Genomic DNA, 26981 nt, shown 5'->3' with positions numbered 1-26981 from the left:
CCAGATTAAGTAACTCTAATGCTCCTCGACCCTCATCAGCTCTCAGCATTGGCGGCGATCTTGCGACACGGCAGCTTTGAGGCCGCAGCCGCAGAGCTATCCGTCACCCCGTCGGCTATTTCGCAGAGGATCAAGGCGTTGGAGGATCGTGTTGGTGCGGCCCTTATTCATCGCGGCACCCCATGCATCGGCACTCCGGCGGGTCTGCGGATCGCCCGTCATGCCGAAGATATCGGCCTGTTGGAGGCAAAGCTGGCGCGAGAGCTGACTTTGGATCAGCGTGAAGGTCCGGTACGGGTTCGCGTCGCGCTACCGGCTGACAGTCTGGCCACGTGGTTTATCGACGCGATGGCGCGCGCCGAAGACATACTGTTCGACCTTGTAATTGACGATCAGGACCATTCGGCTGACTGGCTGCGGCGTGGCGACGTAAGTGCGGCGATAACGGTGGGTGGTCAAAACATTACCGGATGCGATGCCATTGCGTTGGGCACTTTGCGCTATTTGCCGACCGCGAGCCCCGGCTTCATGCAACGGTGGTTTTCTGATGGGGTTTCCGCCAAATCCCTGGCACAGGCCCCCTGCTTGACCTTTAACCGCAAGGATAATCTGCAGAAATCCTGGATATATGCCCAGACAGGCAGCCGTCTTTCGCCACCGTCTCACTTTCTGCCGTCCACAAATGCCTTTGTTGATGCGGCAATCGCCGGATTAGGATGGGGTATGAACCCCGAAAGCCTTGTAAGAAGAGCGATCGCAAATGGGCAGATCTGCGAAGTAATCCCCGATGCGCCGCTCGATATCGAACTGACCTGGCAGATCGGGCGCGTCCTTGCCCCTGCCCTTGCACCCTTGACCCAAGCGGTACGCCGCGCGGCAACGCAGCAACTGATCGCGCCAGCGGCACATTAGGCCTGCGACTCTGCAGCCTTTTGCGGTTTCGCGATGCGGTAACAGCTAAATGCCGCCCAGATGCTGGCCAGCACGATAAACACGATGGCAGCGGCAACCTCGTGCATATGTGCAACCGCAGCCAAAATTGCAGACAGTGCAACGGCAGCGAGTCTGCAGATGGATTTGATGGCTGCTGCGCCCTGAATACGTTGTTCCTTGGGCGCAACATCTAAAAAATACAGCTGGCGCGCACTGGAAATTCCAGTTGTCGCCACCGAGACGACAAACAGGGCAATGGCGTGCAAGTGAACTTCGTGATCGATACCGGCATAGTGGAACGCCAACAAAACGATCCCTGTCACTGCGACCAACAAGTTGCCCGCGACCATCACGGTACGGTGTGATTTCATGTTCACCAGTTGCCACAAGGGTGCCGAGACCAGATAGCCGGACGCGGATGAGATGATCATGGCCGTCAAACCCTTGGCCGAGTTGTGATGTGCCTCGGCAGCGATGAGCGCAAAAAACGGAACCGACAGCGACACGACAACCAAAGGAAGCCGCAGAGCCATATAGCGCCGGAACCATGGCTGTTCGAACATACTTACGATGCCGGAGATGATGTTCTGCAGCGATTGACGCCCTGCACCTTTGGGTTTTCCATTACAGGACTCATCGGGGGCGATCTCGGCCATGCCGAGAATGCATAATGCTGAAAACAAGAAAAACACGACCGAGGCCGCAATCACCGCGGAATGCCGCGAGAATGGCGGGTACTCTTTCGTGATCTCGTGTATCAGCAACACCAAGCCGATGGCACAAAGACCTCCCGCGCCCAATTGGAGATAACGGATAACCATCCGGGATTTCGATTTCAGATGATCGCCCAACAAGTCAGACAGCATCAGGGATTGGCTTTCTTCAATAAGCCCAATCATGAAAAAGGCGATCACAAAGGCAATGGCCGTCAATGAGACACTGCCGGTGGCTGCGATCAAAAGGGCCATCAGAAGGCAACCGCCAATTCCGATCTCGGTCAGGGCAATCCCGCGTTTCTTCCGCGCCTGCGCAGCGATGGAGCGGGCGAAAAACACGTCCGAGATCATGCTGCCAACCATGCGGATCGACACCAATGCACCGGCAAGGAACATCGGTAACTCCAGCGAGACCGCAAGGAATGGCAATACGATAGACGGGCTACCCAAAGTCCACGCCACCTGGGAAAGGATACTTTGGCTAGCCAGAACCGGGACATTTCGTCGGGCCGGATCAGTCGATTTACTCGCCATTTGCGATGCTCTGCATGATGTGCCTACGGTTGCCTTTCAGGTCCTTCAGCCTCAATGATCTGAGTTTAATCGCAAGAGGCTTCAGGACCAAGGCTTGTGTAAAACGCGCAGCTGCAACAGAAAAACCCGGCCGCTGGGCCGGGTTTGGTTCATCTGGCGTGTGTCCGATACATCAGAGCTGCGCCATAACCTCGTCGGTCGCTTCGAAGTTAGTGGTCACGCGCTGAACGTCGTCGTCGTCTTCCAATGCATCCACCAATTTCATCAGCTTTTGCATGTCTTCCAGACCCAACTCGGTCGTCGTTGTCGGCTTCCAGACCAGCTTGGTGGATTCGGATTCGCCCAGCGCCTCTTCCAGCGCGTTTGACACATCGTTCAGATCCGTATCTGCGCACCAGATGATGTGACCGTCATCCGAGCTTTCGACATCCTCTGCCCCGGCCTCGATCGCGGCTTCGAAAATCGTATCCGCATCGCCTGCGTCTGCCTGATACACAACTTCGCCCTTGCGGTCGAACATGAACCCGACCGAGCCGGTTTCACCCAAGTTTCCACCATTCTTCGAAAAGGTCGAACGAACAGTCGAGGCGGTACGGTTGCGATTATCGGTCATCGTTTCAACAATCACGGCCACACCGTTGGGACCATAGCCCTCATACCGGATTTCTTCGTATTCATCGCCCTCGCCTGCTACAGACTTCTTGATCGCACGGTCGATCACGTCCTTGGGCACCGAATTCGACTTGGCCTCTTTCACCGCCAGACGCAGGCGCGGGTTCTTGTCCGGATCGGGGTCGCCCATCTTGGCGGCGACCGTGATCTCTTTCGACAGCTTGGAAAACAGTTTGGACCGCGCGGCGTCCTGACGTCCCTTGCGGTGTTGGATATTGGCCCATTTGGAGTGGCCTGCCATGGTGCGTCCTCGTCATCGTGATTGCGTGTTTGGCGCTCATATAGACGTTTGCGGGGCAAAGGATCAAGAGAGCGGCTTGCCCTGTCTTCGCCCGTGACTATGGTGGCGGTATGACGACAGATCAGATCATTCTTTTTTCCCTTTTCATCGCCGTTTTCGGAATGCTGCTCTGGGGGCGGTTCCGCTATGACCTTGTAGCATTCACCGCCTTGATGATCGCGGTCACGCTGGGTGTGGTGCCCGTTGAGAATGCCTTTGCCGGGTTCGGGCACCCGGCCACGATCATCGTGGCGTTGGTGCTGGTGGTTTCTGCCGGTCTGGTGCGCTCGGGTGCAGTGTTCATGATCACGCGCACGCTGGTCGACGCATCGCGCGGATTGGGCGCGCATATCGCGCTAATGGGCGGCATCGGGGCGATCCTGTCGGCCTTCATGAACAACGTCGCGGCGCTGGCGCTGCTGATGCCGGTCGATATCCAGACCGCGCGCAAAGCGGGGCGCCCGGTCGGCCTTAGCCTGATGCCGCTCAGCTTTGCGACGATCCTGGGAGGGATGGCCACGCTGATCGGTACGCCGCCAAATATCATCATCGCCTCGATCAGGGCTGAAACGCTGGGCGAACCGTTTCATATGTTCGATTTCGCACCGGTGGGCGGGTTGGCTGCAATTGCGGGGCTGGCGTTCGTCGCGCTGATCGGCTGGCGCCTCATCCCCAATCGCGGCGCGCAGGAAGAAACCTCGGAAGTTTTGGCCGAATACATCGCCGAACTGACGATCCCGCCTGAATCGCCCCATATCGGGAAACGGGTCAGTGAGCTCTATGAGGCCGCCGAGAAATCTGACGTCGCTATCATCGGCCTGATCCGGGACGGAAAGCGACGCTATGGTCGATCAACCCACGCAACCCTGCATGAAGGCGATGCGCTTGTTCTGGAAGCACGCCCCGAAGCGCTGGATGAGTTCCGCGCCGCGCTCAATCTGGATTTCTCGGACGCCCGTAGGCAGGAGGTTTTGACTGCCGAAGGCGAAGGGCTGGAAGTGGTTGAAGTCGTTGTCCCCGAAAGCGCGCGCATCACTGGGCGAACTGCACAGGCGTTAGGACTGGCCTGGCGACAGAGTACAGTCCTGATGGGCATTTCACGCCAAGGGCGCCGGATCACCAGTCAGGTTCGCAAAACCGAGGTCGAGCCCGGCGACATCTTATTGCTGCTGTGCCCGCGCGACCGAGCACCCGATGTCACTGAGTGGCTCGGCTGCCTGCCCTTGGCCGAGCGCGGCTTGAATGTAACCGCGAATGAGAAAGCCTGGCTTGCCATCGGCCTATTTGCGGCTGCCGTGTTGGCGGCCAGTATCGGGCTGATCTATCTGCCGATCGCACTGGGGTTCGTGGTCGTAGCCTATGTTCTGACTAAGATCATGCCGATTGCGGATATCTACAACCACATCGAATGGCCGGTGGTTGTATTGCTGGGGTCAATGATCCCACTGGGCAGCGCGCTTGAAACCTCGGGCGGAACCGAGTTGATCGCCAACGCCTTGATTCAGCTGACCAACGGCCTGCCCGCCTGGGCAATCCTGACCGTACTGATGGTCGTGACGATGACCCTGTCCGATGTGTTGAACAACACAGCCACCGCCATTGTCGCCGCCCCGGTTGGCATTCAGATGGCGCGCACGCTTGAGGTGTCGCCCGATCCGTTTCTGATGACGGTGGCCGTTGCGGCGTCTGCCGCGTTTCTGACGCCCATTGGGCACAAGAACAATACGCTGGTGCTTGGTCCCGGAGGATACCGTTTTGGTGATTACTGGCGCATGGGGCTGCCGCTGGAAATCCTGATCATCGCGGTCTCGATCCCCGCGATCCTTGTGTTCTGGCCGCTTTGATGGCTAAAGGCTGTTTATGAAACGCTTTCTGATCCTGCAACTGCGCCCGGAAACCGATGCATCGGATGCCGAATATGCCTCGATACTGGACAAAACCGGGCTGAGCCCTGCGCAAACTCATCGCATCCGGCTGGATTGCGAAGACCTGCCCGAAGGGCTGGATGTCGTCGATTACGCTGGTGTCATCGTGGGTGGGGGTCCCGGCTGCGTCAGTGACGATCCGACCACCAAATCCGCGCTGGATGCAAAGATCGAAGGCGCGATCATGAGACTGATGCCCCAGATCACGGCGAAAGATCACCCGTTCATGGGCTGCTGCTATGGCTTGGGTATTCTCGCCGTACATTTGGGCGGAGATGTCAGCAAACGGCAATTTGGCGAACCGGTCGGACCGTCCGACTGCCGTCTGACAGAGGATGGCGCCCAAGACCCCTTGACCGCAGGCCTAAAGCCGAAATTCGAAGCGTTTGTGGGACATAAGGAAGCCGTACAGTTACTGCCGGATGGCTGCGTTCATCTGGTAGCGTCTGACCCCTGCCCGTTTCAGATGATCCGCTGGGGGCAGAATGTCTATGCCACCCAATTCCACCCCGAAGCGGACGCCAAAGGTTTTGAGCAGCGGATCAACATCTACAAGGACCACGGCTATTTTCCGCCAGAGGATGCGCAAAGCTTGATCGATATGTGCCATGCCGCAGACGTTACGGAGCCGGGTGAAATCCTGCGCCGGTTTGCTCAACGCTACGGGTGACCCAACGGCGTTGTTGCCTGATCTACGACCCCTCGCATAGGCTGGCCCGAATGACTTTGGGAGGAGTTGTTCTTGGACCTGCTTATCAACGTTGGCCTGCCCATTTCGCTGGCCATTATCATGTTGTCACTGGGGATCGGGCTAGAAGCCGCCGATTTCCGCCGGGTTTTGGCGCGGGGGTACCCCTTCGCCATTGGCGCCATCAGTCAAGTTGTGCTGATACCATTGGCTGCCTTCGCGACGGTCACTCTGTTCGGACTGCCCGCTGAAATCGCCGTGGGTGTCATGCTTTTAAGCTTTTGCCCCGGTGGGGTCACCAGCAACATCCTCGCAAAATTTGCCAAGGGTGATGTGGCGCTGTCGGTCAGCCTGACAGCGGTGATCAGCCTGCTGTCCATCGTGACCGTCCCCATTCTCGCCGCATGGTCCATAGATCATTTCATAGGCGAGGCCGCACCCAAAGTTTCGATCAGCGCATTAGCCACCGCGCTGTTCCTGATCACGACCCTTCCAGTCGCCATTGGCGTCGCCATACGTCACTTTGCAAGGGGGTTCGCCATTCGGGTCGACGGCCCGCTTTCGACGCTCGCATCGATACTGTTCGTGCTGATCGTCGCGGCGGCACTGGCCGGAAACTGGCAGTTCTTCATCCAAAACCTCAGCTCGATTGGGGCAGCTCTGATCGCGTTGAACGTTGCGCTGTTGCTGATCGGTCTGGGGCTGGCGCGCATCGCCAATCTGACATGGAGTGAGGCGAAAACGATCTCGGTCGAGACTGGCATTCAGAATTCGGCGATGGGAATTACGCTGGCAGCTTTGATCACCGGCACCACGACCGGCTTCAGCCCACTTGCCGTTCCTGCCGCCGTTTATGGTATCACGATGTATGTGGTCGTAACCCCCTTCATCCTTTGGTTCCGCAGCCGCTGAAAGGACATCCGATGACCAATACCACCGCAGATGCGATCGTGATCGGAGGCGGCCTTGCGGGCCTCTCGGCGGCGGCCGAATTGGGCGACCGGGGCAAGCGGGTGATCGTGCTGGATCAGGAGCCCGAGCATTTTCTGGGTGGACAGGCGTTTTGGAGCCTCGGCGGCCTGTTCATGGTCGACACCCCCGAGCAACGTCGCATGGGCATCCGCGACAGCCACGATCTGGCGCTGCGCGACTGGATGGGCAGCGCGCAGTTTGACCGCGATGAAGACAACTGGCCCCGCAAATGGGCTGAAGCCTATGTCGAGTTCGCCGCAGGTGAAATGCGTCCGTGGCTGCATGACATGGGGCTGCGCTGGTTTCCCGTCGTGGGCTGGGCCGAACGCGGCGGTTCTTATGCGGACGGACATGGCAACTCGGTCCCGCGCTTTCACATCACTTGGGGAACCGGCCCAGGTGTACTTGAGCATTTTATCCGCCGCGTCCGCGCGCATGTCGACGCCGGCTTGATCCAATTGAAGTTCCGTCACCAAGTCAGCCACATCATTATGCAAAATGGTTCTGCCAAAGGCGTGTCAGGGGAAGTCCTGGCCGATGACGGCATTCAAAGAGGTGGCAAGACCAACCGGGACGAAGTAGGCGAATTCGAAGTCTATGCCCCTTCGATTATTGTCACCTCTGGTGGGATCGGTGGGAATTTTGAGATGGTGAGACAGAACTGGCCCCGCGACCGGCTGGGTGAACCGCCCAAAGATATGGTGGCAGGCGTTCCGTTTCATGTCGATGGCCGCATGATCCCGATCAGCGAGAAAGCTGGCGGACATGTCATCAACGGTGACAGAATGTGGCATTACACCGAAGGGGTGCGCAATTGGGATCCGATCTGGCCCGCGCACGGTATACGTATTCTACCCGGCCCAAGTTCGATGTGGTTCGATGCGCGCGGCAATCGCCTACAACCCCCTTGCCTGCCGGGGTTCGATACGCTGGGAACGCTGAAAGAGATCCTGAAAACCGGATATGAATACAGCTGGTTCGTTCTGACCCAGAAGATCATCAAAAAGGAATTTGCACTTTCGGGGTCCGAGCAGAACCCGGATTTCACTTCGGGCAGCTGGAAAGAGGTGATCCGTCAGCGCATCCTGTCTGGCACCAAGGCGACTGGGCCGGTCGAGGCGTTCAAGGAAAAGGGCGAGGATTTCGTCGTCGCCAACACGCTGACTGAATTGGTCAGCGGCATGAACCAATTAGGCGGGGGTCTGATAGACGAGACGCATCTGCGCACCCAGATCGAGGCACGGGATTCTCAGGTCGACAATCCGTTTTCCAAAGACGCCCAGATGATGGCCATCCTTGCGGCACGCAATTATCGGGGCGACAAGCTGATCCGGACGGCCAAACCGCACAAGTTCCTCGATCCATCAAACGGCCCGCTAATCGCGGTCAAGCTGCACGTACTGACCCGCAAGACACTGGGCGGGCTGCAGACCAATCTGGACAGTCAGATGATCGGCGCCAATGGACAAATCGTCCCCGGCTTGTTTGCAGCCGGAGAGGTCGCGGGCTTTGGCGGCGGCGGCTATCACGGGTACAACGCGCTAGAGGGCACGTTTCTGGGCGGTTGCATCTTCTCGGGTCGCAACGCAGGAAGGTCCCGCGCAGTGGCCTGATTACTGAGTGCGCACGAATTTCAGTATCGGCTCACCTGCAGCATCGAGCAAAACCATGCTGTCGCCGGCAACGGCATAGTTCGTCACGTTTTGCAGGGCAGCAAAGAACTGATCCTCGACCTCGTCCAACTCTGGCGGGCACGCCATTAAAGTCGCGGCCATATTGTCTGGAAACTCAAGGCTGTTGCCGGTGATCTCGGCTTGCCCGGAAAACCGGTTGCAACCGCCCGTGCCACCGAACGCACCACCTTGGGCGAAGGAAAGCTGAGGCGGCCGTTTTGTGTCGAGCACGGTTCCACCGATACCGATGGCTGTCCACTCAGTCCCTTCCAGGGCCGCGGGGCTCTGAGCACCGGCCTGCACCAGCACAAGATCTGCCGAATTGCCTTCGCCGTTGGTCAGCACGGGATGGACCGTATCCGTCGTAAACAACAGCTCACCCCCGCGATAGATCGATCCGCGTACTGCATAGGTCATACCCTCGCGGATCAGCGCGTCATCAAAAGTCAGCTCAAATTCCGAGGGCACTCCGTTCAACGCATAGCGTTGCGCCGCCAGCGTGACCGCTGCCGCATCGGCCCGAGAGATATCCTGCAATTCGACAAATAGCGTCGCATCCGGTGGCAGGGCGATCCGTTCACGGTAGGTTGCCGTGCCAGTTACTGTTCCTGCCGAGCTTTGGCTGCCCAGCAAGGCCAATACGATTGCTCCGGCCACAATGGCCTGCCCGAGTTTTGGAAAAGGCATGATCCCATCCTTTCACATTCATCTTAGGCAAAAAGATTGTGACGATATCGACATTTACAAGGCCCGAAACACCAGGTCGGCGAATCCGTGCCAGTGTCAGAGCGGCCAGATGAACGGAATAAGAAGTGACGCCAGCAGACCCACAGTCAGGTTCAGCGGCACACCAACTTTCAGAAAATCGGTGAATCTGTACCCACCCGGGCCATACACCATCATGTTGGTCTGATAGCCAATCGGCGTCGCAAAGGATGCCGATGCCGCCACCATCACCGCGACCACCAGCGGGCGCGGATCAATTCCTACAGCCTGAGCCAGAGAGATCGCGATAGGAGTGACCACCACCGCCACGGCGTTGTTCGAAACCAATTCGGTTAGCACCGAGGTCAACAGATATACGGCCCATATGATCAAGAAAGGTGGCAACATGCCCAGCGCCGGTGCGACCGCTTCGACAATCAGTGTAACCGCACCCGATTTATCGAGCGCAGCCCCAATTGCGAGCATGGAGAAGATCAGGGCCAGCAATCGGCCTTCGACAAATGAGAACGCCTCATCCGCGTCGATACATCGGGTCAGCAGAACCACGGCAACGGCGATGATCGACAACAGCAAAATCGGTGCCACGCCCAACCCCGCCAGGGCGACGATCCCGACCAGCGCACCGATGGCTATGGGCGCATGGCTGCGGCGAAACGCTCGTGCCGAAGGTTGCGTAACATCGACCATATCCATATCGGCGGCCAGCTTCTGGATATCCGCAGGCGAGCCCTCTAACAGCAGCGTATCCCCGACGCGCACGGTCAAAGCATCCAACTGACGCCCGATATTCTGGTTCCTGCGATGAACCGCCAGGACGTAGACACCATATCGGCGACGTAACCGCATCGCACCAAGCGTTCGACCGACCATACGGCAGCCCGGCGTGATCAGAACCTCAACCGTCTTGGTCTCAACAGCTGAGACCTGATCCACGCGCTTGAGTTCCTTGTTGCTTTGAAGACTCAGCAATTCGGTCATCTCGGTGCGCAAAACTACCCTGTCGCCCACTTTCAGCGTCACCCCCTTAAGGTTCCGCCGCAGTGAATCATCGCCTCGGATGACGTCGATCAGGCGCACACCGGGGCGCTTGAACAGCTGAACACCGGTCACTTCGCGGTCGATCAGATTGCTGTCGGGTGGGATAACCGCCTCAGTAAAGAACTTCATCTTGGACCGGTCGCTGAGCATCTCAGCCATGCTGTCACGCTCGGGTAGCAGTCGTGGCGCAATGAAGCGCAGGTACACCATACCGTAGATCACCAGCGCGATGCCCAGCGGGGTAACCTCGAAGATTGAAAACGCCGTCATACCCTGTGCGCGGGCCACACCATCGACCAACAGGTTAGTCGAGGTGCCAATCAGCGTCAGCGTACCCCCAAGGATCGCCGCATAGCTGAGCGGGATCAACAATTTGGACGCCGAAACGTTCAGCGTGCGGGCGATCTGGATAAAGACCGGGATCATTACAACGACAACCGGTGTGTTCGACACCACCGCCGAAGCGACGACGACAAACGCCATCAATAACCCGATGGCAAACCGAGGGTTCACCTGCGCCTGCTTCTGCGCGAGCGAGGTGAACGCGTCAAGCGCTCCGGTGCGCACCAAGGCACCCATGATGATGAACATCGCGCCGATGGTCCACGGCGCGGGATTCGAAAGGACTGCAAGCGCACTTTGATAGGGCAGGATACCGGTTGCCAGCATCAGGGCCGCCCCGCCGATGGCGACAACTTCGGTCGGATAGACCTCGCGCAGAAACATGATGAACATGCCCGCTACGATCATCAGCGCCAGAATTGCGCTGCCCATCTCTGTCAGTTGAAGGAATTGCATTCTTGGTATTCTGTCCGAACCCTGATCTGGCATACGCGCCCTAATAGGTAGTTTCACGTATTGCGTGCGGCGGGGCAAGTCTGACGTGCTTTTCAGGGTGTAGACTGCTGCAACCGCCCGCCAACACGAATCATCTGCACGGATTTTGCGCTTCCATCGCGGTCATCGGTTTCGACAAAAACTCCGCTCAAGGTCGCCTCACCGGTCGCAGGCGTAAACCGCGCCTTGGGCATCCCGGTTATGAACCGGCGCATCGGTTCCTGCTTGTCCATTCCGATGACCGAGTCATAGTCGCCGCACATCCCGGCATCGGTCAGGTATCCTGTACCGCCCGGCAATACCTGCGCATCCGCGGTAGGCACATGCGTATGCGTCCCAACCACAAGGGTCGCGCGTTTGTCGCAATAATGGCCCATCGCCATCTTCTCGGACGTTGCCTCGCAATGCATGTCGACGATGATCGCCTGCGCCTGGCCGCCGCGTGGGTGCGATTTCAGGATCGGTTCAATGGCCGAAAAGGGATCGTCAAAGGGGCGTTTCATGAAGACCTGCCCTAACACCTGCACCACCAGAACCTTGCGACCGCCCGGCGCGGTGAACAGTCGATGCCCCCGCCCCGGTGCCCCTTTGGCATAATTCAACGGACGCACGATGCGAGGTTCTTTCTCAATAAACTGCAGCATGTCTTTCTGGTCGAAAGCATGATCGCCCAAGGTGATACAATCGGCCCCCGCGTCCAAAAGCAGCTTGGCGTGGTCCCCGCTCAGCCCCATTCCGTTCGAGGAGTTCTCGCCGTTGACAACGACAAAATCCAGCCGCCATTCGTCACGCAGGCGTGGCAGATGCTGCTGGATGGCGGCGCGACCCGAACGCCCCATGACGTCACCAAGAAACAAAATCCTCATGATTGCGGTCCTAGGGGCTGGAAGTGGCAATAACAAGGCAGAAGCAAACAATCACTCAGCCTGAAGCCTGCCAATGTAAAGGAAATCGCGATCGCGCATAGCGAGGGATAGCTTAGAAAGTTAGCACCCGGCTTTCAGTAATCACCATATTGAGTGGTTGATCGGTCGGCTCCAGCGGCAGATGTTCGGCTTCCTGCGCATCAAAGGCAAATCCTATGGCAAGCGTCGGGCGCTTGGCGCGCAACCCTTCAAGCGTGCGATCATAGAAGCCGCCGCCATAGCCCAAGCGGCCACCCTTCGCATCAAACGCAACCAGTGGCACGATCAGGATTTCCGGGTCGAAATAGTCATCGATCTCGGGCACTTTCGCGCCGAAGGGTCCATCTTTCAGTATGCCCTCAGGCGTCCATCGAGAGAAGCGCAACGCCTGCCCTGCGGCCTGAATGACAGGCACGCCCACTGTGCCATATGCAGAAGCCTCGGCCATTGCAGGCAGCGGGTCGATTTCGGTGCGGATCGGCATATAGCCAGACATGGGAACACCGCGATGACCCGCCAGAACCTCGGACAAGCGCCCGGCCGCGCCCGGGATGCGCATATCAAACGCTACCTTGCGTCGCGCGAATGCCGCCTTGCGCGCTGCGGCCTTGATTTCGGTCAGATCGGTTGTCTCGTTCACAGTAGCACCACGCTGGCAAGCCCCAGAAAGATGAAGAACCCCATGACATCCGTTGTCGTGGTCACAAAGGTTCCTGACGCCAGCGCCGGGTCAACACCCAGACGGTCCAGCACTACCGGTACTACCGTACCAGCAAAGCCCGCGATGATCATGTTCACGACCAGCGCCGATCCGATCACGACACCCAGCAGCGGGGAGTCGAACCACATCATCCCGACGGTTCCCAACACGATAGCGAAACACAGCCCGTTGAGCATTCCCACCAGCAGTTCTCGCCGGATTACGCGCCCTACGTTCGAGCCGGTCAGGTCGCGTGTTGCCAACGCCCGCACTGCAACGGTAAGTGATTGGGTCCCGGCATTGCCCCCCATCGAGGCGACGATCGGCATCAGGATCGCGAGCGCCACCAGTTGATCAATCGCGGCCTCAAACTGAGAAATCACCAGCGATCCGCAAATCGCCGTAACCAGATTGACACCAAGCCAAGGCAAGCGGCGCCTACTGGTTGCCGCTACACTATCGGACAGAGAGCTTTCGTCCGAGACGCCCGCAAGACGCAGCATATCCTCTTCGTATTCTTCGTCCAGGACCACCATCGCATCGTCGATGGTGATGACACCGACCAAACGACCGTCGCCATCCACGACGGGAGCCGAAATCAGGTGATACTGATTGAACGCATAGGCCACGTCCTCTTCATCCTGTTCGACGGGGATGGTGTAGAATTCATCTTCGGCAATGTCCTGCAGCGGCACCTCGCGCCGGGTTGCCATCAACTTGCCCAGCGTGACCTGAGCAACCGGTTTCAATCGCGGGTCAACAAGTATGACGTGATAAAACTGTTCCGGCAAATCGTCATTGGCACGCATGAAATCGATGGCCTGCCCCACGGTCCAGTGATCGGGCGCCATGACCACCTCGCGCTGCATAAGGCGGCCAGCAGAGTTTTCTGGATAAGATAGGGCTTGCTCTGCCGCGACGCGTTCGGAGTCTTCAAGCGCGCCCAGGATGGTTTCTTGCTGCGGCTCTTCAAGGTCTTCCAGAAGGTCAACAACGTCATCACTTTCCATATCCCGAACGGCTTCGGCCAGAACGTCCGGTTTCAGGACATTGATCACTTCTTCCCGAACTGACTCGTCGAGCTCCGACAGGATATCGCCGTCGAACTCTTTGTCATACAGCCGGATCAGGCGCGCACGGTCGTAAGGATTGATCTGTTCCAGAAGGTCAGCGATATCGGCCGCGTGTAGCGGCTCCATCAGCTCAATCAGCTTGGCACGGTCTTCGACATCAACCGCATAAAGGATGGCCGCAACGGTTCGCGGGTCCAGCGCATAGGCGTCCTCATCGCGGGGCTGATCGGGTCTGGCTTCGTCGTTGCCTGTCGTCATGCGCTGCCCCTCTTTCTTGTCGATTGCCCCTAGATAGAAGAAGCAGCTACCGGAAAACAATGACAATGGTCCAATTTACCCGCATCTTTCGCGCCCCTATGCTGGTTGGCGGTCCAAAACAGGCGGAGAACAGAACAAATGGCGCAAAAGACGCTTCTGAAGGGACGTGTGCTTAGCTTCAACGGATCACCGTTCGAAGGTGAGCCCACCGATGCGACCAAAATTCACCAAGCCGTCCTGATCGAAGATGGCCGCATCGCGGCACTGGGCCAGGCGTCCGACCTGTCTGACGCGCATCCCGAAGCCAACATTAAGGATTATGGCGATCAGCTGATCATGGCGGGATTTGTGGATTCTCATGTCCACTATCCGCAGACGGCAATGATCGCGAGCTGGGGAAAGCGGCTGATCGATTGGCTGAACAGCTACACGTTCCCTGAAGAGATGAAGTTTGACGACCCCGCCTATGCCGCTGAAATTGCAAACAGATATCTAGACCTAACCGCAGCCCATGGCACCACAACCATGTGCAGCTTTTGCACCATTCATCCAGAGAGTGTTGATGCCTTCTTTACCGCCGCGCAGGCGCGTGGGCAGCGGGTTGTCGCGGGTAAAACCTGCATGGATCGCAATGCGCCTGAGGGGCTGCGAGATACTGCACAAACCGGATACGACCAGTCCAAAGCTCTGCTTGAAAAGTGGCATGGGGTTGATCGCATATCTTACGCCATCACTCCACGATTTTCGCCGACATCGACGCCAGAACAGCTGGAGGCGATGGGCGCGCTTTGGGCCGAGCATCCCGACTGCCTGATGCAAACCCATCTGAGCGAACAGACCGATGAGATCGAATGGGTCCGATCCCTGTTCCCCGACGCGCGCGACTATCTGGACACCTATGAGCAGTTTGGGCTGCTGGGTGGAAATGGCCTTTACGGGCACGTGATCCATCTGGAAGAGCGGGAGCGCGATCGTCTGCGCGAGGTAGATGCAGCTCTGATCCACTGCCCCACATCAAACACGTTTATCGGCTCTGGCCTGTTTGACATGAATGGTCTGATCCACTCAGGGCACCGCGTGGGCTTGGCCACCGACACCGGAGGCGGCTCAAGTTTTTCAATGCTGCGCACAATGGCTGCGGCCTATGAGATTGGTCAATTGCGAGGCCATCCCTTGCACCCCTCGCAATTGCTTTGGCTTGGAACGGTGGGATCGGCTCGTACCCTGCGGATGGATGACCGTATTGGCAACATCGCCGTGGGCATGGAGGCCGATCTGGCGGTGCTGAACCTCGCATCGACGCCTGCTATCGCCCAGCGCGAAGCTCATGCTGATGATCTTTGGGAAGCGGTGTTCCCGACCATTATGATGGGTGATGACCGTGCCGTAACCGATACCTGGATCGCCGGACGAGCTGTTTCTGGTCGATAGGAATGGGCCTATGGCCCATGCCTCCGGCGGAGGTATTTTTAGCCAGATGAAGAGCGGATCCGCTATTCTGCCAGCGCGCGTGCCAGACGATTCTGGGTTTCTATGACCCTTGGCAGGTCGATCGTGGCGATCTGACTGTTACGAACAATCTGGCGTCCCTCGACAAAGAGGTGTTTGACACGCGTTGGTCCGGCCAGAAGGAGCGCAGCGGGGTCCCAACTGCCTGCACTTTCAATTCCTTGCACGTCCCAAATGGCAATATCAGCTCGTTTACCGGGCATAAGCCGGCCGCAATCGGGCCGATTCAACACATCCGCCCCGCCTCGGGTGGCGATCTCAAGCGCCTCACGGGCCGACATGGCGTCAGCGCCGTTTGCGACTCGTTGCAGCAGCATGGACTGGCGCGCCTCGGCCATCAGATTGCCGCTGTCGTTGCTGGCTGATCCATCCACACCCAACCCGACTGGCACGCCTTGATCACGCATTTTTCGGACTGGCGCGATACCTGAACCAAGACGACAATTGGAACATGGACAATGCGCAACGCCGGTTCGGCTACGTGCAAACAGGTCAATCTCGGCGCCATCCAGCTTGACACAATGAGCGTGCCAGACATCCGAACCGGTCCAGCCCAATTCTTCGGCGTATTGGCCGGGTCTACAGCCGAACTGATCTTGAGAATAGGCTATATCCTCATCGTTCTCCGCCAGATGGGTGTGCAGCATCACACCTTTGTCGCGCGCTAACAGCGCGGCATCGCGCATCAGGTCCCGACTAACCGAGAACGGCGAACATGGCGCCAAACCAACGCGACACATCGAACCCTCAGATGGGTCGTGATAGGCATCTACTACGCGGATCATATCCTCCAGAATAGCCTGCTCGGATTCGACCAAAGCATCAGGAGGCAGTCCACCATCACTTTCGCCAATGCTCATAGCTCCACGCGTGGGATGAAAACGCAGCCCCAGCTCTGACGCTGCATGGATCGTGTGTTCAAGCCGCGCGCCATTGGGATATAGGTAAAGGTGGTCAGAGCTAAGCGAGCAGCCGGACAGTGCCATCTCGGCCAATCCGATCTGGGCAGATATAAACATCTCGTCAGGACCAAAGCGGGACCAGATGGGATAGAGCGTTCGCAACCAACCAAACAGCAAAGCGTCCTGCCCGCCGGGAACCGCGCGGGTGAGCGTTTGGTAGAGATGGTGATGGGTGTTCACCAGACCGGGGGTCACAACACACCCAGTGGCATCATGTATTTCGCCATCGCTCGTAAGGCGGTGGCCAATCTGGGCTATCTTACCATCCCGAACCAGCAGATCAGCGCCTGCAAGCTCTTGCCGATCATCATCCATCGTCAGGATCATATTGGCGTTACGGATCAGAAATTCTGTCATTTTCGCACTCCCGCATACTGCCCGTCTCATGCATGGAGTGATGGGCTGGTGGAAAACGGGCGTAAGAACCAGCCGTGATCAGTTTAAAGTTGCAAAGAAGGGTCGGCAACCCGTTTAGTATTGCTTCAGAATTTCTAGCGCTGCCGCATGAATCTCAGTATTGGCTGCAGCGAGCGCACGCCCACCATTATGAGCCGGATTACCCTGCCAATCCGTCACAATACCACCCGCGGCCTCGATCACCGCGATTGGGGCCTGGATATCGTAGGAATTCAATCCGGCCTCGACCACTAGATCGGTTTGACCTGCAGCGAGCAACGCGTAGGCATAACAGTCCATCCCATAGCGTGTCAGCTTCGTTTTCTGAGAAACCGCCTTGAAGGCGGCGGCCTCGACCGCGCTGCCAACCTCCGGGAAGGTGGTGAAGATGATCGCCTGGTCCAGAGATCGAGTGTCACGCGTCCCCAGTTCGGTGCGTCCCAAAGGGCCTTTGACAAAGGCGTGCTCTTTATCTCCGATAAAACGTTCGCCGATATAGGGCTGATCGATCACACCAAGCTTCGGTCCAGTCTCATCGCTTAGGGCGATCAGAACACCCCATGTGGGCGTACCACTTATGAAACCGCGCGTGCCATCAATTGGGTCCAGCACCCAAACTCGTCCGGTAGTTCCCTCGGAATGACCGAACTCTTCCCCCAGGATACCGTCCTCAGGCCGGTGATCAGCCAGCACCCTACGCATTGCTTTTTCTGCTTCGCGATCAGCGGCTGTCACCGGATCAAAACCGGCATCGAGTTTGTTGTCTGTCTTCAGGTTAGATTGGCGGAAAAACGGAAGAATGGCCGCCCGCGCAGCGTCGGCCATTTCTTCGGCAATCTCTAGATCGCTTCGTAGGGTGTTTTGCATTGCTTACCCGTGCGCCCCACACCCCGCGAAGTCAAGCGCTTGTATCAGGCGACGTCGCTCAGCACGCGTGCCAGTTCAAACAGGCGGCGACGCTGGTTTTCCGGGATCGCATAATACGAGCGAACAAGATCAAGCGCTTCTTTGTCACCCATCAAATCCGCAGGAACCGATTTCTTGTCTGCATCCGACTTCTGAGCCTCTTCAAGACCCTCGAAGAAAAAGCTGACGGGAACATCCAACGCTTCGGCAATGTCCCACAAACGCGATGCGCTTATCCGGTTGGCCCCTGTTTCGTATTTTTGGATTTGTTGAAACTTGATACCAACTTGCTGCGCCAACTGCTGCTGAGTCATGCCAATCAGCCAGCGGCGATGCCGGACGCGTTTGCCCACATGGACATCGACGTGATGGGTCATTGGTAGTCTCCTTTACACAAACACCTGTCCGGGAAACCGCGACAGCAGCCATCGCCGCTTAGTTAGCGGGTCGCTGCTTAAGAACTCCCTAATTCGGATCGTGCCCCCCGAACAGCACCATAGTACAATATTGCCGCAATCCGTTATTTTTTCAAGCTGGTTGAATCAGAGAATTCGAACAGTGGTTTGTGGTTGTACGGCCAACATAGAGATTAATAGTTTCTAAATGGGAAACAGTTGATCCACCCTATTCAGTTTAACGCTGTGAAGATTGCGAATGGAATTGACAAACGGCCAAGCCAAACGGCCTATGGCGACAAAAGAGCGGAGACCAATGATGCAGGCATTTCGTATCGAGACCAAAGGGGCACCCGCTCAGCTATGCGAAACACGCGAAGTACCGCTGCAAGAGAACCAAGTTCGTATCGCAATCCGCGCCTGCGGCCTGAACTTCGCAGACCTTCTGATGCAGAAAGGCACGTATCAGGATACTCCCGAAGCGCCGTATACACTGGGCATGGAGATCGCGGGGATTGTCACCGAAATTGGAAACAATGTCGCGCATTTGAAACTGGGTGATCGCGTTGCGGTTTATTCCGGCCAGGGTGGGTTGGCCGAATCAGGCGTTTTTGATGCAGACCGGGCTATTCCCCTTCCAGATTCCACAAGTTTCGAAGACGCCGCCGCGATCCAGATCGCCTATGGCACCAGCCACATTGCTCTGGCACACCGGGCGCGCTTGCAACCGGGTGAGACACTGCTGGTCACCGGGGCCGCCGGTGGCGTGGGATTGACCGCAGTTGAAATCGGAAAACTGATGGGGGCGACAGTCATCGCCCAAGCCCGCGGGCATGACAAATTGGCCGTGGCACAAAAAGCTGGTGCAGACCATTTGCTTGACGCAAGCGAAGACCTGCGCGACCGCGTTCTCGCTCTGGGTGGTGCTGACGTGGTCTACGATGCGATTGGTGGAGATGTCTTCAAGGCCGCCTTCCGCGCGACCAACCCGGAAGGCCGCTTGTTACCGATCGGATTTGCGGGAGGTGAGGTGCCTCAGATCCCGGCCAACCATCTATTGGTCAAGAACCTGACCGTGATCGGCGTATATATCGGCGGCTATCTGAATTTCAGACCCGAGATCGTGCGCGACTGCTTCAGCACCTTGTTCCGCTGGCATTCTGAGGGCCGGATAAAGCCTCATATCAGCCACGTCCTGCCCTTGCAGGATGCAGCAAAAGGTTTGGAACTGCTGCGCGATCGCAAATCCACTGGCAAGGTGGTGATCCGCATCAACTCGCCACTTTAAGCGGCTGCGCCGTTGGATGATTGAAATTTTGGCGCAGTAGGTTCGCAAGCTCTGATACGTATTCCTCACGTACCCGCTCGGCACCATAGAGGTTGATGAACTGCACAGGCAAATCCGGCAGAACCCCGGCATGGTCAATCAGTTCCTGATGGCTGGGCTGGGTGCCTTCCAGCAAAACTCCCACAGCCAGATCAGCGCTGACGGTGGCTTCAACGGTGCGGTCGGAATCGCTGTCGATGCTCATATCCCATTCGATTCCCGCATCATCCAGCGCCGCTGTCGCGACTGGGCGAAAAATGCAATTCCGGCAAAACCCCAGCCGCAAAGGCTTTTGGCGCCAGGCAGATCCGTTCAGCGCGCCAACCCAACGCAAAGGCATATGGTGCAGGGTTTCGGCACCTTCGCCCGCACCCGATTCCGTAGTCACAATCAGATCGAAGCTTCCGCGTGCGAACTCTTCTTTCAAGTGCCGCGTGTTGGACGTTACCAAGTTCACGCTGACCCGGGGAAAGCTGGCATTGAAACGCTTCAACACCCGCGGGATGAACGGATGAACGACGTCATGCGGTACGCCTAGCACGACCTCGCCCTCAAACGCCTGATCCGTCAGCCGCCCGATTACCTCATCATTCAACGCAATCATCCGCCGCGCATAAGCCAGCAACTGCTCTCCGGACGCCGTTAGCGCGATGGTTCGGCCGGATCGATCCAGTAATTCCAGGCCCAAAAGCTCTTCCAGCCGCTTGAGCTGCATAGAGACCGCAGATTGCGTGAGGTGAAGAAATCCAGCGGCACGCGTCACGCCACCATGATCAGCAACAGCTACGAAAGACCGCAATGTAGTGATGTCCAAATTTCGCATGTTCAATATTCCTTATGAGACTCGTCATAAACATTCATTTCCAAAATATGTCAGACTGCTCCATATAGATCAAGGAAATTGATTGAAGCGCTAAGTTTCATCAAACAATCAGGAAAGGGCAATGATCATGACCCATATAGCCATCTCAACCCCTCGTCGCATCAAGCGTAAGGCGATTGGTGCTCGGATACTTGACCTGTTTAACCTCGCTCGTCAGCGTCGCGAACTCGCCCAGCTTGATGATGATGCACTGCATGACATCGGCGTTTCACGCAAAGACGCGCGTAACGAAGCAGAGCGCCCGTTCTGGGACGCGCCCGACAGCTGGCACAAACATCTGTATTAATTCGAAAATACCGGCGGCTTGAGGGATTTGGCGACCAAGCCGCCGGTTTTTTGGCGACAGTTGCAAAAATTGCCGACAGTTTTGCTGAGTTTCAGGCTTAAAACCCTTGAAACGAGGGCCACACTCTCCGATATTTACCGGGAAACCGGCTCGCATCCGTGGGCTGCGAACAGAATATTGAAGGGAGACCCCTATATGGCACAATTCGACACGATCCGGACGGCGTCCGGCGCGCGCGCTGCCGAGATAGACGAGGGCCTGCGCGCCCATATGAACAAAGTCTACGGCACGATGTCCGTAGGCATGCTGATCACATTTGCCGTGGCATGGGCCGTGGGCTCGAGCCCGCAACTGCTGTCGATCTTCCGTGATCCGGTCACGCTGAGCCCCAATATCCTGGGCTGGATCGTGATGTTTGCACCTTTGGCGATGGTGTTTGGCTTTGGCGCCGCCATCAACCGCCTCTCGGCGTCCGGCGCACAGCTGTTCTTTTATGCATTTGCAGCCGTGATGGGCCTGTCGCTGAGCTGGATTTTCGTAGCATTCACCGGCATCTCGATCGCGCAGGTATTCCTGGTGACTTCGATCGCGTTTGCAGGTCTTTCGCTGTACGGTTATGTGACCAAGAAAGACCTGTCCGGCATGGGTACTTTCCTGATGATGGGCGTTATCGGCCTGATCGTCGCGATGGTTATCAACATCTTCCTGCAGTCGCCTGCGATCATGTTCGCAGTGTCGATCCTGGGTGTGCTGATCTTTGCCGGCCTGACCGCCTATGACACGCAGAAGATCAAAACCACCTATCTGCAGATGGCTCATGCTGGCGATCAGGAATGGCTTGGCAAAGCGGCAATCATGGGTGCATTGAACCTGTACCTGGACTTCATCAACATGTTCATGTTCCTGCTGCAACTACTGGGCAACAGAGAATAAAACTGCTTCCAACAGAATACAGAAAGCCCCGCTTAGCACTCCGCTAAGCGGGGCTTTTTTTATGTTGCTCTTCAAAAGCCCATACCAAGCCTTGGTGAATTCGCATGATTTTCCGACTAGTTTATTTTGCCTCCACAAATTTTACACGCCCTCATAGCCGGATAGTCGCCCGTATTTACGCATAGTCCTCATGCTCAATTCACCGATTCCCATCAAAGCTCCGCGAACAATGATCAGCCTGCAGTTACTGTAGCAGTCGGCAGTCAACCATGTTGGCGCAACCCTAATTTTGCACCACTCTGAAAGCCGCGTTTGCAAGTTTGCATATGCGTTCATCAGCGCCTTTCGCCATTGGAACGTTCGTGTACTTGGTCGATCCAATCAAAGAATTTCATAATTTTGATTGCCGAAACCGGTTTCGGAGAAAACAAATAGAAGAATGATGACGAATCCAAGTCTCCAGCAACCGCAGTCTCGCCCCCGGAGTCATTCTGGCCCCGGCAGGGTAAAACTGGATCAATTGGCCGATCATCTTGGGCTTTCTAAGAGCACGGTGTCCCGCGCCCTGAATGGATATACCGACATCTCGGAATCCACGAGAAAGCGCGTTGAAACCACGGCGCGAAAGATGGGCTATCGCCCACTCAGCCATGCGCAGGCGATACGAACCGGGCGGGTGCGCGCCATCGCCATGGTCATCAACAGCGAAGAACCAGACCGGCATAATCCATTTCTTCAGGACTTTCTGGCCGGAGCATGCGAAGCGGCGAGCGCATCCGACTGGACGATGACGATTTCTACGGCGAAGTCCGAAAAAGATATGCTTGATGTATTGGGGCGGCTTGTCGAAGAGCGCAAAGCCGATGGATTCATTCTGCCCCGGACCGAGGTCGACGATGCGAGGGTGAAATACCTGCAAGAGTTGAAGGTTCCCTTCATCATGTATGGCCGCACGGGGTATGGGCAGGCGGACTGGCAGGATGAGACATCCTGGTTCGACATTTCGGGTGAATCTGCAACCCGTGATGCGGTTGGTCGGCTCGTCGATTTTGGCCATACGCGTATCGGATATGTCGGTAGCGATCCGAAATTCAACTACAGCCATCTGCGCCGTGACGGTTATCTCGAAGGTCTCAAGATCGCGGGCTTGCTTGCCGATCCCGAGTTGATCCGGGAAGGTGCTCGTACGCGCGAGGAGGGTGCGGTTGAGGCACGCGCGCTTTTGACGCTGAATCACCCACCTACTGCAATAGTATTTGCAACGGATCTGGCTGCGCTGGGGTGTTACTCGGTCTGTACAGAACTGGGCCTCGAGGTCGGGCAAGATGTATCAATTCTGGGATATGACGGCATCCCTGAATGCCAATATGTCAGCCCTGGTCTAACCACGTTCAGCGTCGATTCTAAGCGGGCAGGAGAACGCCTTGCGACGATGCTGATCAGTCAGACTCGCGGTGAAGCGCCCGCAGATCTGCGTGAGATTGGTGAGGCCGTTCTGATCGAACGCAGTTCCGACGGGCCACCAAGCGTTACAGCCGAGGAACTGGCCCGAAAAATTCAACTTTCAAAAGATCATAACCGGGGAGGAAACCGACTATGAAACTTGCACCTTTAGCATCGCGAATGATGCTTGGAACATCGCTTGCGCTAGTATTGGCGGCGACGTCAGCTCAGGCGGATACGATCCGCTTCTGGACCACCGAAGAACAGCCCGAGCGGCTGGCCAAGCAACAGGAAATGGCTGACCAGTTCAAGGCTGAAACCGGCACCACGGTCGAGGTTATCCCGGTCACCGAAAGTGATCTGGGTACACGCGCCACAGCAGCATTTGCCGCCGGAGACCTGCCAGATGTGGTCTATCATCCGCTGCAATATGCCCTGCCATGGGCTGAAGCGGGCATTCTGGACACCGAAGCCGCCACCGAAGTGATCGAAGAACTGGGCGCCGACACCTTCGCCCCCGGCGCGCTTGGTATGGCGGCGTTCAATGACGAAACCGCGTCGGTACCGGTCGATGGATGGACCCAAATGGTTGTCTACCGCAAAGACCTGTTTGATGAAGCGGGCCTTGAGGCCCCGAACTCATTCGCCAACGTCGTTGCTGCGCTGGAGCAGTTGCACAACCCGCCCGAGATGTACGGTTTCGTTGCTGCAACCAAAGTTGATGAAAACTTCATGAGTCAGGTTTTGGAGCATGTGTTCCTCGCCAATGGCGTGACCCCTGTTGGCGCGGACGGCTTCCAGCCGCTGGATGAAGCCAAGACCATAGAGGTATTGGATTTCTACAAGGCGATCTCGAAAGCCTCGCCCCCGGGTGAGCTATTCTGGAAACAATCGCGCGAGCTGTATTTTGATGGCAAAGCAGCGATGATCATCTGGTCGCCCTTCATCCTTGACGAACTGGCCGGTCTGCGCGACAGCGCCCCGCCGACGATCAACGATGATCCGACCTCGCGCGATCTGGCCTCGAAGACTGGTATCGTCACTAACTTCTCGGGCCCATCGAACCCGGATGGCGCGGCTTGGGGTGACGTTCGTTACTTTGGCATCACCAACGACGCCGACACCGACGCGGCGATGGAGTTCGTGAAATTCGCCATGGACGACGGCTATACTCAAACACTGGCCATCGCACCCGAGGGCAAGTTTCCGGTCCGTCGCGGTAATGCTGACAACCCGACCGCGTTCTCGGAAGCATGGGCAGAGCTGCCTGTTGGCGTGGACCGCAAAGCCCCGTTGGGCGAGCTGTATGATCAGGCGATGATCGATGAGATCGTCGGCGGTCTGGACGTGGCGCAGCGCTGGGGCGTTGCTGAAGGCCAGCTGGCTTTGGCGTCCAAAATGATCAACAGCCAGGCAATTAACCGGGTCGTGCGCCAATATATCGACGATGAAATCGATGCCGCCGCTGCAGTGGCCGCAATGAACGACGAGCTCGCGAAGGTTCAGTAACCTTGTGACACATGCAGCGGCGATTACGCCGCTGCACCCAACCCTTCGAGGTATCCCATGTCTTCGGCCACCCCACCGACCGGAACCGGGGCGCTAGCCAAACGCGAGGCGCGTCTGGCCTGGACGCTGCTGGCTCCGACAGTGATCAGTGTATCGCTTGTGGTGATCCTGCCCTTGCTGGCGATCTTCTGGATCAGCTTCAAGCCCTTCACCCTGTCTGACCTTCGTCCGCCTGCACCTGTGGTGCGTGAAAGCCTGCGCGGATCGGGAGACGATCTGCGGATTGAATACCGCGTCCGCAACTCAAGTCAGGACATCGCCGTTGTCGGCGTCACCCTGACAGATGTTCTACCGGACGGCGTGACGGCGCGCGAAGTTGCAAGTCCCTGTGTTCTGGACGGGCAAAACCTGTTCTGCGATTTCGGCACACTGGAAGGCGGTCAACGCGAACGCATCCGTATTCCGGTCACTTTGAACGGAGATCCGGACGTTTTCGAAGAGCTGCTCGAAGGATCAGAGCCCGGCGTGACCGGGAGCGGACCCAGCGTCCTGACCAACCTTGAATTCAGTCTGGAAAACTACGCCCGTGTCTTTGATGGAGACGAGTTCTGGGGCGTGCTGTGGGTCACGTTGTTCTACACCGTGGTCGGCACCATTGGAGCTTTGGTGATGGGCCTGTTTGCAGCATTGTTACTGAATAAAAGCTTCAAGGGACAAGGGTTCATACGCGGCCTCTATCTGTTCCCCTATGTGGCGCCAGTCATCGCTGTGGCCTTCACATGGGTCACCTTGTTCGACCCGTTCTCGGGTTCTGCCAACGCATTGTTGGTGCAGATGGGACTAAGCAGTGAACCGATCAACTTCTTCGGGGAACGCCCTTTGGCGCTGATCATGGTGACAGTGTTCGAGATCTGGCGCTATTTCCCGCTGTCCTTCCTGTTCATTCTGGCGCGGATGCAATCCATCGACTCTAGCATGTATGAAGCAGCGGATATGGATGGAGCCTCACCATTCCAGAAGTTCTGGCTGCTGAGCATCCCGCAATTGCTGGGTATCCTGTCGGTACTGTTCCTGCTGCGTTTCATTTGGACGTTTAACAAGTTCGACGACATCTTCCTGCTGACCGGCGGCAATGCCGGCACCCGTACTCTGACCGTAAATGTCTATGAACAGGCCTTTGCGGTTTCGAACATCGGCGCAGGCGCAGCGGTGGCCGTTGTGATCCTGATGTGCCTGATCGCCTTCAGCTTCGTCTTCTTCCGCTTCATCAGCCGTGAGGAGGGTTTGTGATGCGCAAAGGGTATATAACCGCCCCGATTCTAGGCGCGCTCTGGCTGGTGGTGATCGCCACTACTGTCGCCATCACCATGTCATTCTCGACCGGGGCTGCGTTCCGGCCACAGGTCTTGCTCTGCTTGATATGGGGGGCTATTGCCGGTCTGGTGTATGTCCGCTTCTCGGCGCAACGCGCACCGGCCCGACTGGGTGTATCCGCCTTGTTAGGCCTGTCTTGCCTGACCGGAGTCGGGCCTGTCCTGATCGGCTCTGACACATCCCTGCAGGCAATACTGGTCACCGTCGTGGCGATGGCGGTCGTGATACACCTATCCGTTGCCGCAATCCTGAAAGAGACACCGTTCGGCGAGCTCACCCGCCACGAGTACGAAGAGGCCGTGATCCGGTTCTGCACGGGCTTTGGCTATATCTTCTTCACGGCGATCGTGATCATTCCGTTCTATGTGATGGTGATGACCAGCCTGAAGTCGCAACAGGCCCTGTTGCAGAACCCGCTGGATTTCTCGGTAGATCTATCACAAGGCACCGCGCTGTTTCGCAGCTATACCGAGCTGTTTCGCGATTTCAACTTCGGCACCTATCTTTGGACCTCGCTCTACGTCTCGGTCCTGACGGTCTTTATCACCCTGCTGTTCAGCGTCCCCGGAGCCTATGCCGTCGCGCGGTTCCGTTTCTCGGGGCAAAAGGCGTTCTCACGCTCGATCCTGCTGATCTACATGGTGCCGATGATCGTTCTGGCGCTGCCGATCTATATCGCGTTCTCGCTGACTGGCTTGCGCAACTCGATCCTTGGCATCGTGATGATCTACCCGGTCACGACGATCCCTGTCGCGCTGTACATGCTGCAAGGTTATTTCCGTGGCTTGCCGACTGAGGTGGAAGAGGCCGGTCTCATGGATGGGCTTTCGCGGCTGGCAGTGATTTGGAAGATTACGCTGCCGCTTAGCCTGCCTGCGCTGGCGTCGGTCTCGCTCTACGTCTTCATGATCGCTTGGAACGAGTTCCTGCTGGCCTTCATGCTGCTGGACGACCCTTCGAAATTTACCCTGACCCGAGGCGTCACGATGCTGAACTCCTCGGAAATTCCCCGACAGCATCTGATGGCCGGTGCGGTGATCGCCACCGTTCCGATCATGGCGCTGTTCCTGGGACTTGAACGTTTCATGACTAAGGGCCTGACTGCGGGGTCCGTCAAAGGATGACTGA

At 57.3% G+C, this 26981-nt stretch carries 24 protein-coding genes; 13 read left to right on the top strand and 11 right to left on the bottom strand.

The features are described 5' to 3' along the window. Positions 1–18: 18 nt before the first annotated feature. Positions 19–912, top strand: coding sequence for a LysR family transcriptional regulator ArgP (locus ACR0CZ_RS07235; protein WP_170392170.1), 894 nt, complete (start codon positions 19–21; stop codon positions 910–912). Here the strand turns inward: ACR0CZ_RS07235 and ACR0CZ_RS07230 are convergent. Together ACR0CZ_RS07230 and ACR0CZ_RS07225 are read right to left on the bottom strand one after the other, a co-directional pair. After that, entirely contained in the window at positions 909–2183 is a 1275-nt protein-coding gene (locus ACR0CZ_RS07230) for an MFS transporter (protein ID WP_480503498.1), read from the bottom strand. The genes ACR0CZ_RS07235 and ACR0CZ_RS07230 overlap by 4 nt on opposite strands. A 172-nt stretch (positions 2184–2355) precedes the next feature. Continuing rightward, positions 2356–3096 (bottom strand): YebC/PmpR family DNA-binding transcriptional regulator, encoded by a 741-nt coding sequence (locus tag ACR0CZ_RS07225; protein ID WP_170392173.1) that lies wholly within the window; start codon positions 3094–3096, stop codon positions 2356–2358. Positions 3097–3206: 110 nt separating this feature from the next. Here ACR0CZ_RS07225 and ACR0CZ_RS07220 point away from each other — a divergent pair, with 110 nt between their 5' ends. From ACR0CZ_RS07220 to ACR0CZ_RS07205, 4 genes are all read left to right on the top strand, one after another. Continuing rightward, positions 3207–4979, top strand: coding sequence for an SLC13 family permease (locus ACR0CZ_RS07220; RefSeq protein ID WP_170392175.1), 1773 nt, complete (start codon positions 3207–3209; stop codon positions 4977–4979). A 16-nt stretch (positions 4980–4995) separates the two neighbouring features. Then, entirely contained in the window at positions 4996–5730 is a 735-nt protein-coding gene (locus ACR0CZ_RS07215; RefSeq protein WP_170392177.1) for a glutamine amidotransferase, read from the top strand. Between the two features lie 72 nt (positions 5731–5802). Further along, complete coding sequence (locus tag ACR0CZ_RS07210) at positions 5803–6660, top strand: bile acid:sodium symporter family protein (protein WP_170392179.1); 858 nt, start codon at positions 5803–5805, stop codon at positions 6658–6660. A gap of 11 nt (positions 6661–6671) precedes the next feature. Further along, positions 6672–8333 (top strand): FAD-binding dehydrogenase, encoded by a 1662-nt coding sequence (locus ACR0CZ_RS07205; RefSeq protein ID WP_170392181.1) that lies wholly within the window; start codon positions 6672–6674, stop codon positions 8331–8333. Here the strand turns inward: ACR0CZ_RS07205 and ACR0CZ_RS07200 are convergent, their stop codons facing one another. The 5 genes from ACR0CZ_RS07200 to mgtE form a co-directional block, all read right to left on the bottom strand. After that, on the bottom strand, positions 8334–9080 hold the full coding sequence (locus tag ACR0CZ_RS07200; protein ID WP_170392183.1) for a YbaY family lipoprotein: 747 nt from the start codon (positions 9078–9080) through the stop codon (positions 8334–8336). It abuts the gene before it with no gap. 96 nt (positions 9081–9176) lie between these two features. Continuing rightward, complete coding sequence (locus ACR0CZ_RS07195) at positions 9177–10955, bottom strand: SLC13 family permease (protein ID WP_170392185.1); 1779 nt, start codon at positions 10953–10955, stop codon at positions 9177–9179. Positions 10956–11047: 92 nt separating this feature from the next. After that, entirely contained in the window at positions 11048–11860 is an 813-nt protein-coding gene (locus ACR0CZ_RS07190; protein ID WP_170392187.1) for a TIGR00282 family metallophosphoesterase, read from the bottom strand. Between the two features lie 112 nt (positions 11861–11972). Further along, on the bottom strand, positions 11973–12539 hold the full coding sequence (locus tag ACR0CZ_RS07185) for a 5-formyltetrahydrofolate cyclo-ligase (RefSeq protein ID WP_170392189.1): 567 nt from the start codon (positions 12537–12539) through the stop codon (positions 11973–11975). Next, entirely contained in the window at positions 12536–13930 is a 1395-nt protein-coding gene (gene mgtE / locus ACR0CZ_RS07180; protein WP_170392191.1) for a magnesium transporter, read from the bottom strand. The genes ACR0CZ_RS07185 and mgtE overlap by 4 nt, the downstream gene beginning before the upstream one ends. Positions 13931–14068: 138 nt before the next feature. Between mgtE and guaD the strand changes: the two genes are divergently transcribed. Next, a complete protein-coding gene (guaD, locus tag ACR0CZ_RS07175; protein ID WP_170392193.1) occupies positions 14069–15361 on the top strand; it encodes a guanine deaminase in 1293 nt (430 codons plus the stop codon). 62 nt (positions 15362–15423) lie between these two features. On the opposite strand, the gene ACR0CZ_RS07170 is transcribed toward guaD, so the two are convergent. The 3 genes from ACR0CZ_RS07170 to ACR0CZ_RS07160 all read right to left on the bottom strand — a co-directional run bounded on the left by ACR0CZ_RS07170 (position 15424) and on the right by ACR0CZ_RS07160 (position 18080). Further along, positions 15424–16758, bottom strand: a complete 1335-nt coding sequence (locus ACR0CZ_RS07170) for an 8-oxoguanine deaminase (RefSeq protein ID WP_170392194.1) — start codon at positions 16756–16758, stop codon at positions 15424–15426. A gap of 114 nt (positions 16759–16872) precedes the next feature. Beyond that, on the bottom strand, positions 16873–17664 hold the full coding sequence (gene hisN / locus ACR0CZ_RS07165; protein WP_170392196.1) for a histidinol-phosphatase: 792 nt from the start codon (positions 17662–17664) through the stop codon (positions 16873–16875). Between the two features lie 44 nt (positions 17665–17708). Next, positions 17709–18080 (bottom strand): helix-turn-helix domain-containing protein, encoded by a 372-nt coding sequence (locus ACR0CZ_RS07160; RefSeq protein ID WP_170343628.1) that lies wholly within the window; start codon positions 18078–18080, stop codon positions 17709–17711. 337 nt (positions 18081–18417) lie between these two features. Here ACR0CZ_RS07160 and ACR0CZ_RS07155 point away from each other — a divergent pair, with 337 nt between their 5' ends. After that, positions 18418–19386 carry an NADPH:quinone oxidoreductase family protein gene (locus ACR0CZ_RS07155; protein WP_480537014.1) on the top strand — a complete coding sequence of 323 codons (969 nt, stop codon included), beginning with the start codon at positions 18418–18420 and terminating at the stop codon, positions 19384–19386. Here the strand turns inward: ACR0CZ_RS07155 and ACR0CZ_RS07150 are convergent. Beyond that, positions 19370–20248, bottom strand: a complete 879-nt coding sequence (locus ACR0CZ_RS07150) for a LysR family transcriptional regulator (protein ID WP_170392200.1) — start codon at positions 20246–20248, stop codon at positions 19370–19372. The two genes, ACR0CZ_RS07155 and ACR0CZ_RS07150, sit on opposite strands and share 17 nt — an antisense overlap. A 127-nt stretch (positions 20249–20375) precedes the next feature. On the opposite strand from ACR0CZ_RS07150, the gene ACR0CZ_RS07145 reads away from it, so the two are divergent. From ACR0CZ_RS07145 to ACR0CZ_RS07120, 6 genes are all read left to right on the top strand, one after another. Then, a complete protein-coding gene (locus ACR0CZ_RS07145) occupies positions 20376–20594 on the top strand; it encodes a YjiS-like domain-containing protein (protein WP_170392202.1) in 219 nt (72 codons plus the stop codon). A 195-nt stretch (positions 20595–20789) separates the two neighbouring features. Further along, positions 20790–21527 carry a Bax inhibitor-1/YccA family protein gene (locus ACR0CZ_RS07140; RefSeq protein ID WP_010441904.1) on the top strand — a complete coding sequence of 246 codons (738 nt, stop codon included), beginning with the start codon at positions 20790–20792 and terminating at the stop codon, positions 21525–21527. 439 nt (positions 21528–21966) lie between these two features. After that, positions 21967–23127, top strand: a complete 1161-nt coding sequence (locus ACR0CZ_RS07135; protein WP_480544541.1) for a LacI family DNA-binding transcriptional regulator — start codon at positions 21967–21969, stop codon at positions 23125–23127. Further along, on the top strand, positions 23124–24479 hold the full coding sequence (locus ACR0CZ_RS07130; RefSeq protein WP_170392204.1) for an extracellular solute-binding protein: 1356 nt from the start codon (positions 23124–23126) through the stop codon (positions 24477–24479). Before ACR0CZ_RS07135 ends, ACR0CZ_RS07130 begins: the two co-directional genes overlap by 4 nt. A gap of 57 nt (positions 24480–24536) precedes the next feature. Continuing rightward, positions 24537–25769 (top strand): carbohydrate ABC transporter permease, encoded by a 1233-nt coding sequence (locus tag ACR0CZ_RS07125; protein WP_170392206.1) that lies wholly within the window; start codon positions 24537–24539, stop codon positions 25767–25769. Further along, positions 25769–26977 carry a carbohydrate ABC transporter permease gene (locus ACR0CZ_RS07120; RefSeq protein ID WP_170392208.1) on the top strand — a complete coding sequence of 403 codons (1209 nt, stop codon included), beginning with the start codon at positions 25769–25771 and terminating at the stop codon, positions 26975–26977. The genes ACR0CZ_RS07125 and ACR0CZ_RS07120 overlap by 1 nt, the downstream gene beginning before the upstream one ends. Positions 26978–26981: the final 4 nt, after the last annotated feature.

It is taken from the genome of Ruegeria sp. H9 (genome assembly GCF_056532915.1).
Note: the sequence above shows the minus strand (reverse complement) of the source record. Positions and strands in the feature narration are given on the sequence as shown.

Coding starts and splice junctions, on each gene's coding strand:
- ACR0CZ_RS07135 (WP_480544541.1), top strand. CDS start 21,967: ATGATGACGAATCCAAGTCTCCAGCAACCGCAGTCTCGCCCCCGGAGT.
- ACR0CZ_RS07130 (WP_170392204.1), top strand. CDS start 23,124: ATGAAACTTGCACCTTTAGCATCGCGAATGATGCTTGGAACATCGCTT.
- ACR0CZ_RS07190 (WP_170392187.1), bottom strand. CDS start 11,860: ATGAGGATTTTGTTTCTTGGTGACGTCATGGGGCGTTCGGGTCGCGCC.
- ACR0CZ_RS07120 (WP_170392208.1), top strand. CDS start 25,769: ATGCGCAAAGGGTATATAACCGCCCCGATTCTAGGCGCGCTCTGGCTG.
- ACR0CZ_RS07150 (WP_170392200.1), bottom strand. CDS start 20,248: ATGCGAAATTTGGACATCACTACATTGCGGTCTTTCGTAGCTGTTGCT.
- ACR0CZ_RS07235 (WP_170392170.1), top strand. CDS start 19: ATGCTCCTCGACCCTCATCAGCTCTCAGCATTGGCGGCGATCTTGCGA.
- ACR0CZ_RS07170 (WP_170392194.1), bottom strand. CDS start 16,758: ATGACAGAATTTCTGATCCGTAACGCCAATATGATCCTGACGATGGAT.
- ACR0CZ_RS07225 (WP_170392173.1), bottom strand. CDS start 3,096: ATGGCAGGCCACTCCAAATGGGCCAATATCCAACACCGCAAGGGACGT.
- ACR0CZ_RS07155 (WP_480537014.1), top strand. CDS start 18,418: ATGCAGGCATTTCGTATCGAGACCAAAGGGGCACCCGCTCAGCTATGC.
- ACR0CZ_RS07140 (WP_010441904.1), top strand. CDS start 20,790: ATGGCACAATTCGACACGATCCGGACGGCGTCCGGCGCGCGCGCTGCC.
- hisN (WP_170392196.1), bottom strand. CDS start 17,664: ATGCAAAACACCCTACGAAGCGATCTAGAGATTGCCGAAGAAATGGCC.
- ACR0CZ_RS07145 (WP_170392202.1), top strand. CDS start 20,376: ATGACCCATATAGCCATCTCAACCCCTCGTCGCATCAAGCGTAAGGCG.
- ACR0CZ_RS07195 (WP_170392185.1), bottom strand. CDS start 10,955: ATGCAATTCCTTCAACTGACAGAGATGGGCAGCGCAATTCTGGCGCTG.
- ACR0CZ_RS07205 (WP_170392181.1), top strand. CDS start 6,672: ATGACCAATACCACCGCAGATGCGATCGTGATCGGAGGCGGCCTTGCG.
- ACR0CZ_RS07160 (WP_170343628.1), bottom strand. CDS start 18,080: ATGACCCATCACGTCGATGTCCATGTGGGCAAACGCGTCCGGCATCGC.
- ACR0CZ_RS07125 (WP_170392206.1), top strand. CDS start 24,537: ATGTCTTCGGCCACCCCACCGACCGGAACCGGGGCGCTAGCCAAACGC.
- ACR0CZ_RS07230 (WP_480503498.1), bottom strand. CDS start 2,183: ATGGCGAGTAAATCGACTGATCCGGCCCGACGAAATGTCCCGGTTCTG.
- mgtE (WP_170392191.1), bottom strand. CDS start 13,930: ATGACGACAGGCAACGACGAAGCCAGACCCGATCAGCCCCGCGATGAG.
- ACR0CZ_RS07200 (WP_170392183.1), bottom strand. CDS start 9,080: ATGCCTTTTCCAAAACTCGGGCAGGCCATTGTGGCCGGAGCAATCGTA.
- guaD (WP_170392193.1), top strand. CDS start 14,069: ATGGCGCAAAAGACGCTTCTGAAGGGACGTGTGCTTAGCTTCAACGGA.
- ACR0CZ_RS07220 (WP_170392175.1), top strand. CDS start 3,207: ATGACGACAGATCAGATCATTCTTTTTTCCCTTTTCATCGCCGTTTTC.
- ACR0CZ_RS07215 (WP_170392177.1), top strand. CDS start 4,996: ATGAAACGCTTTCTGATCCTGCAACTGCGCCCGGAAACCGATGCATCG.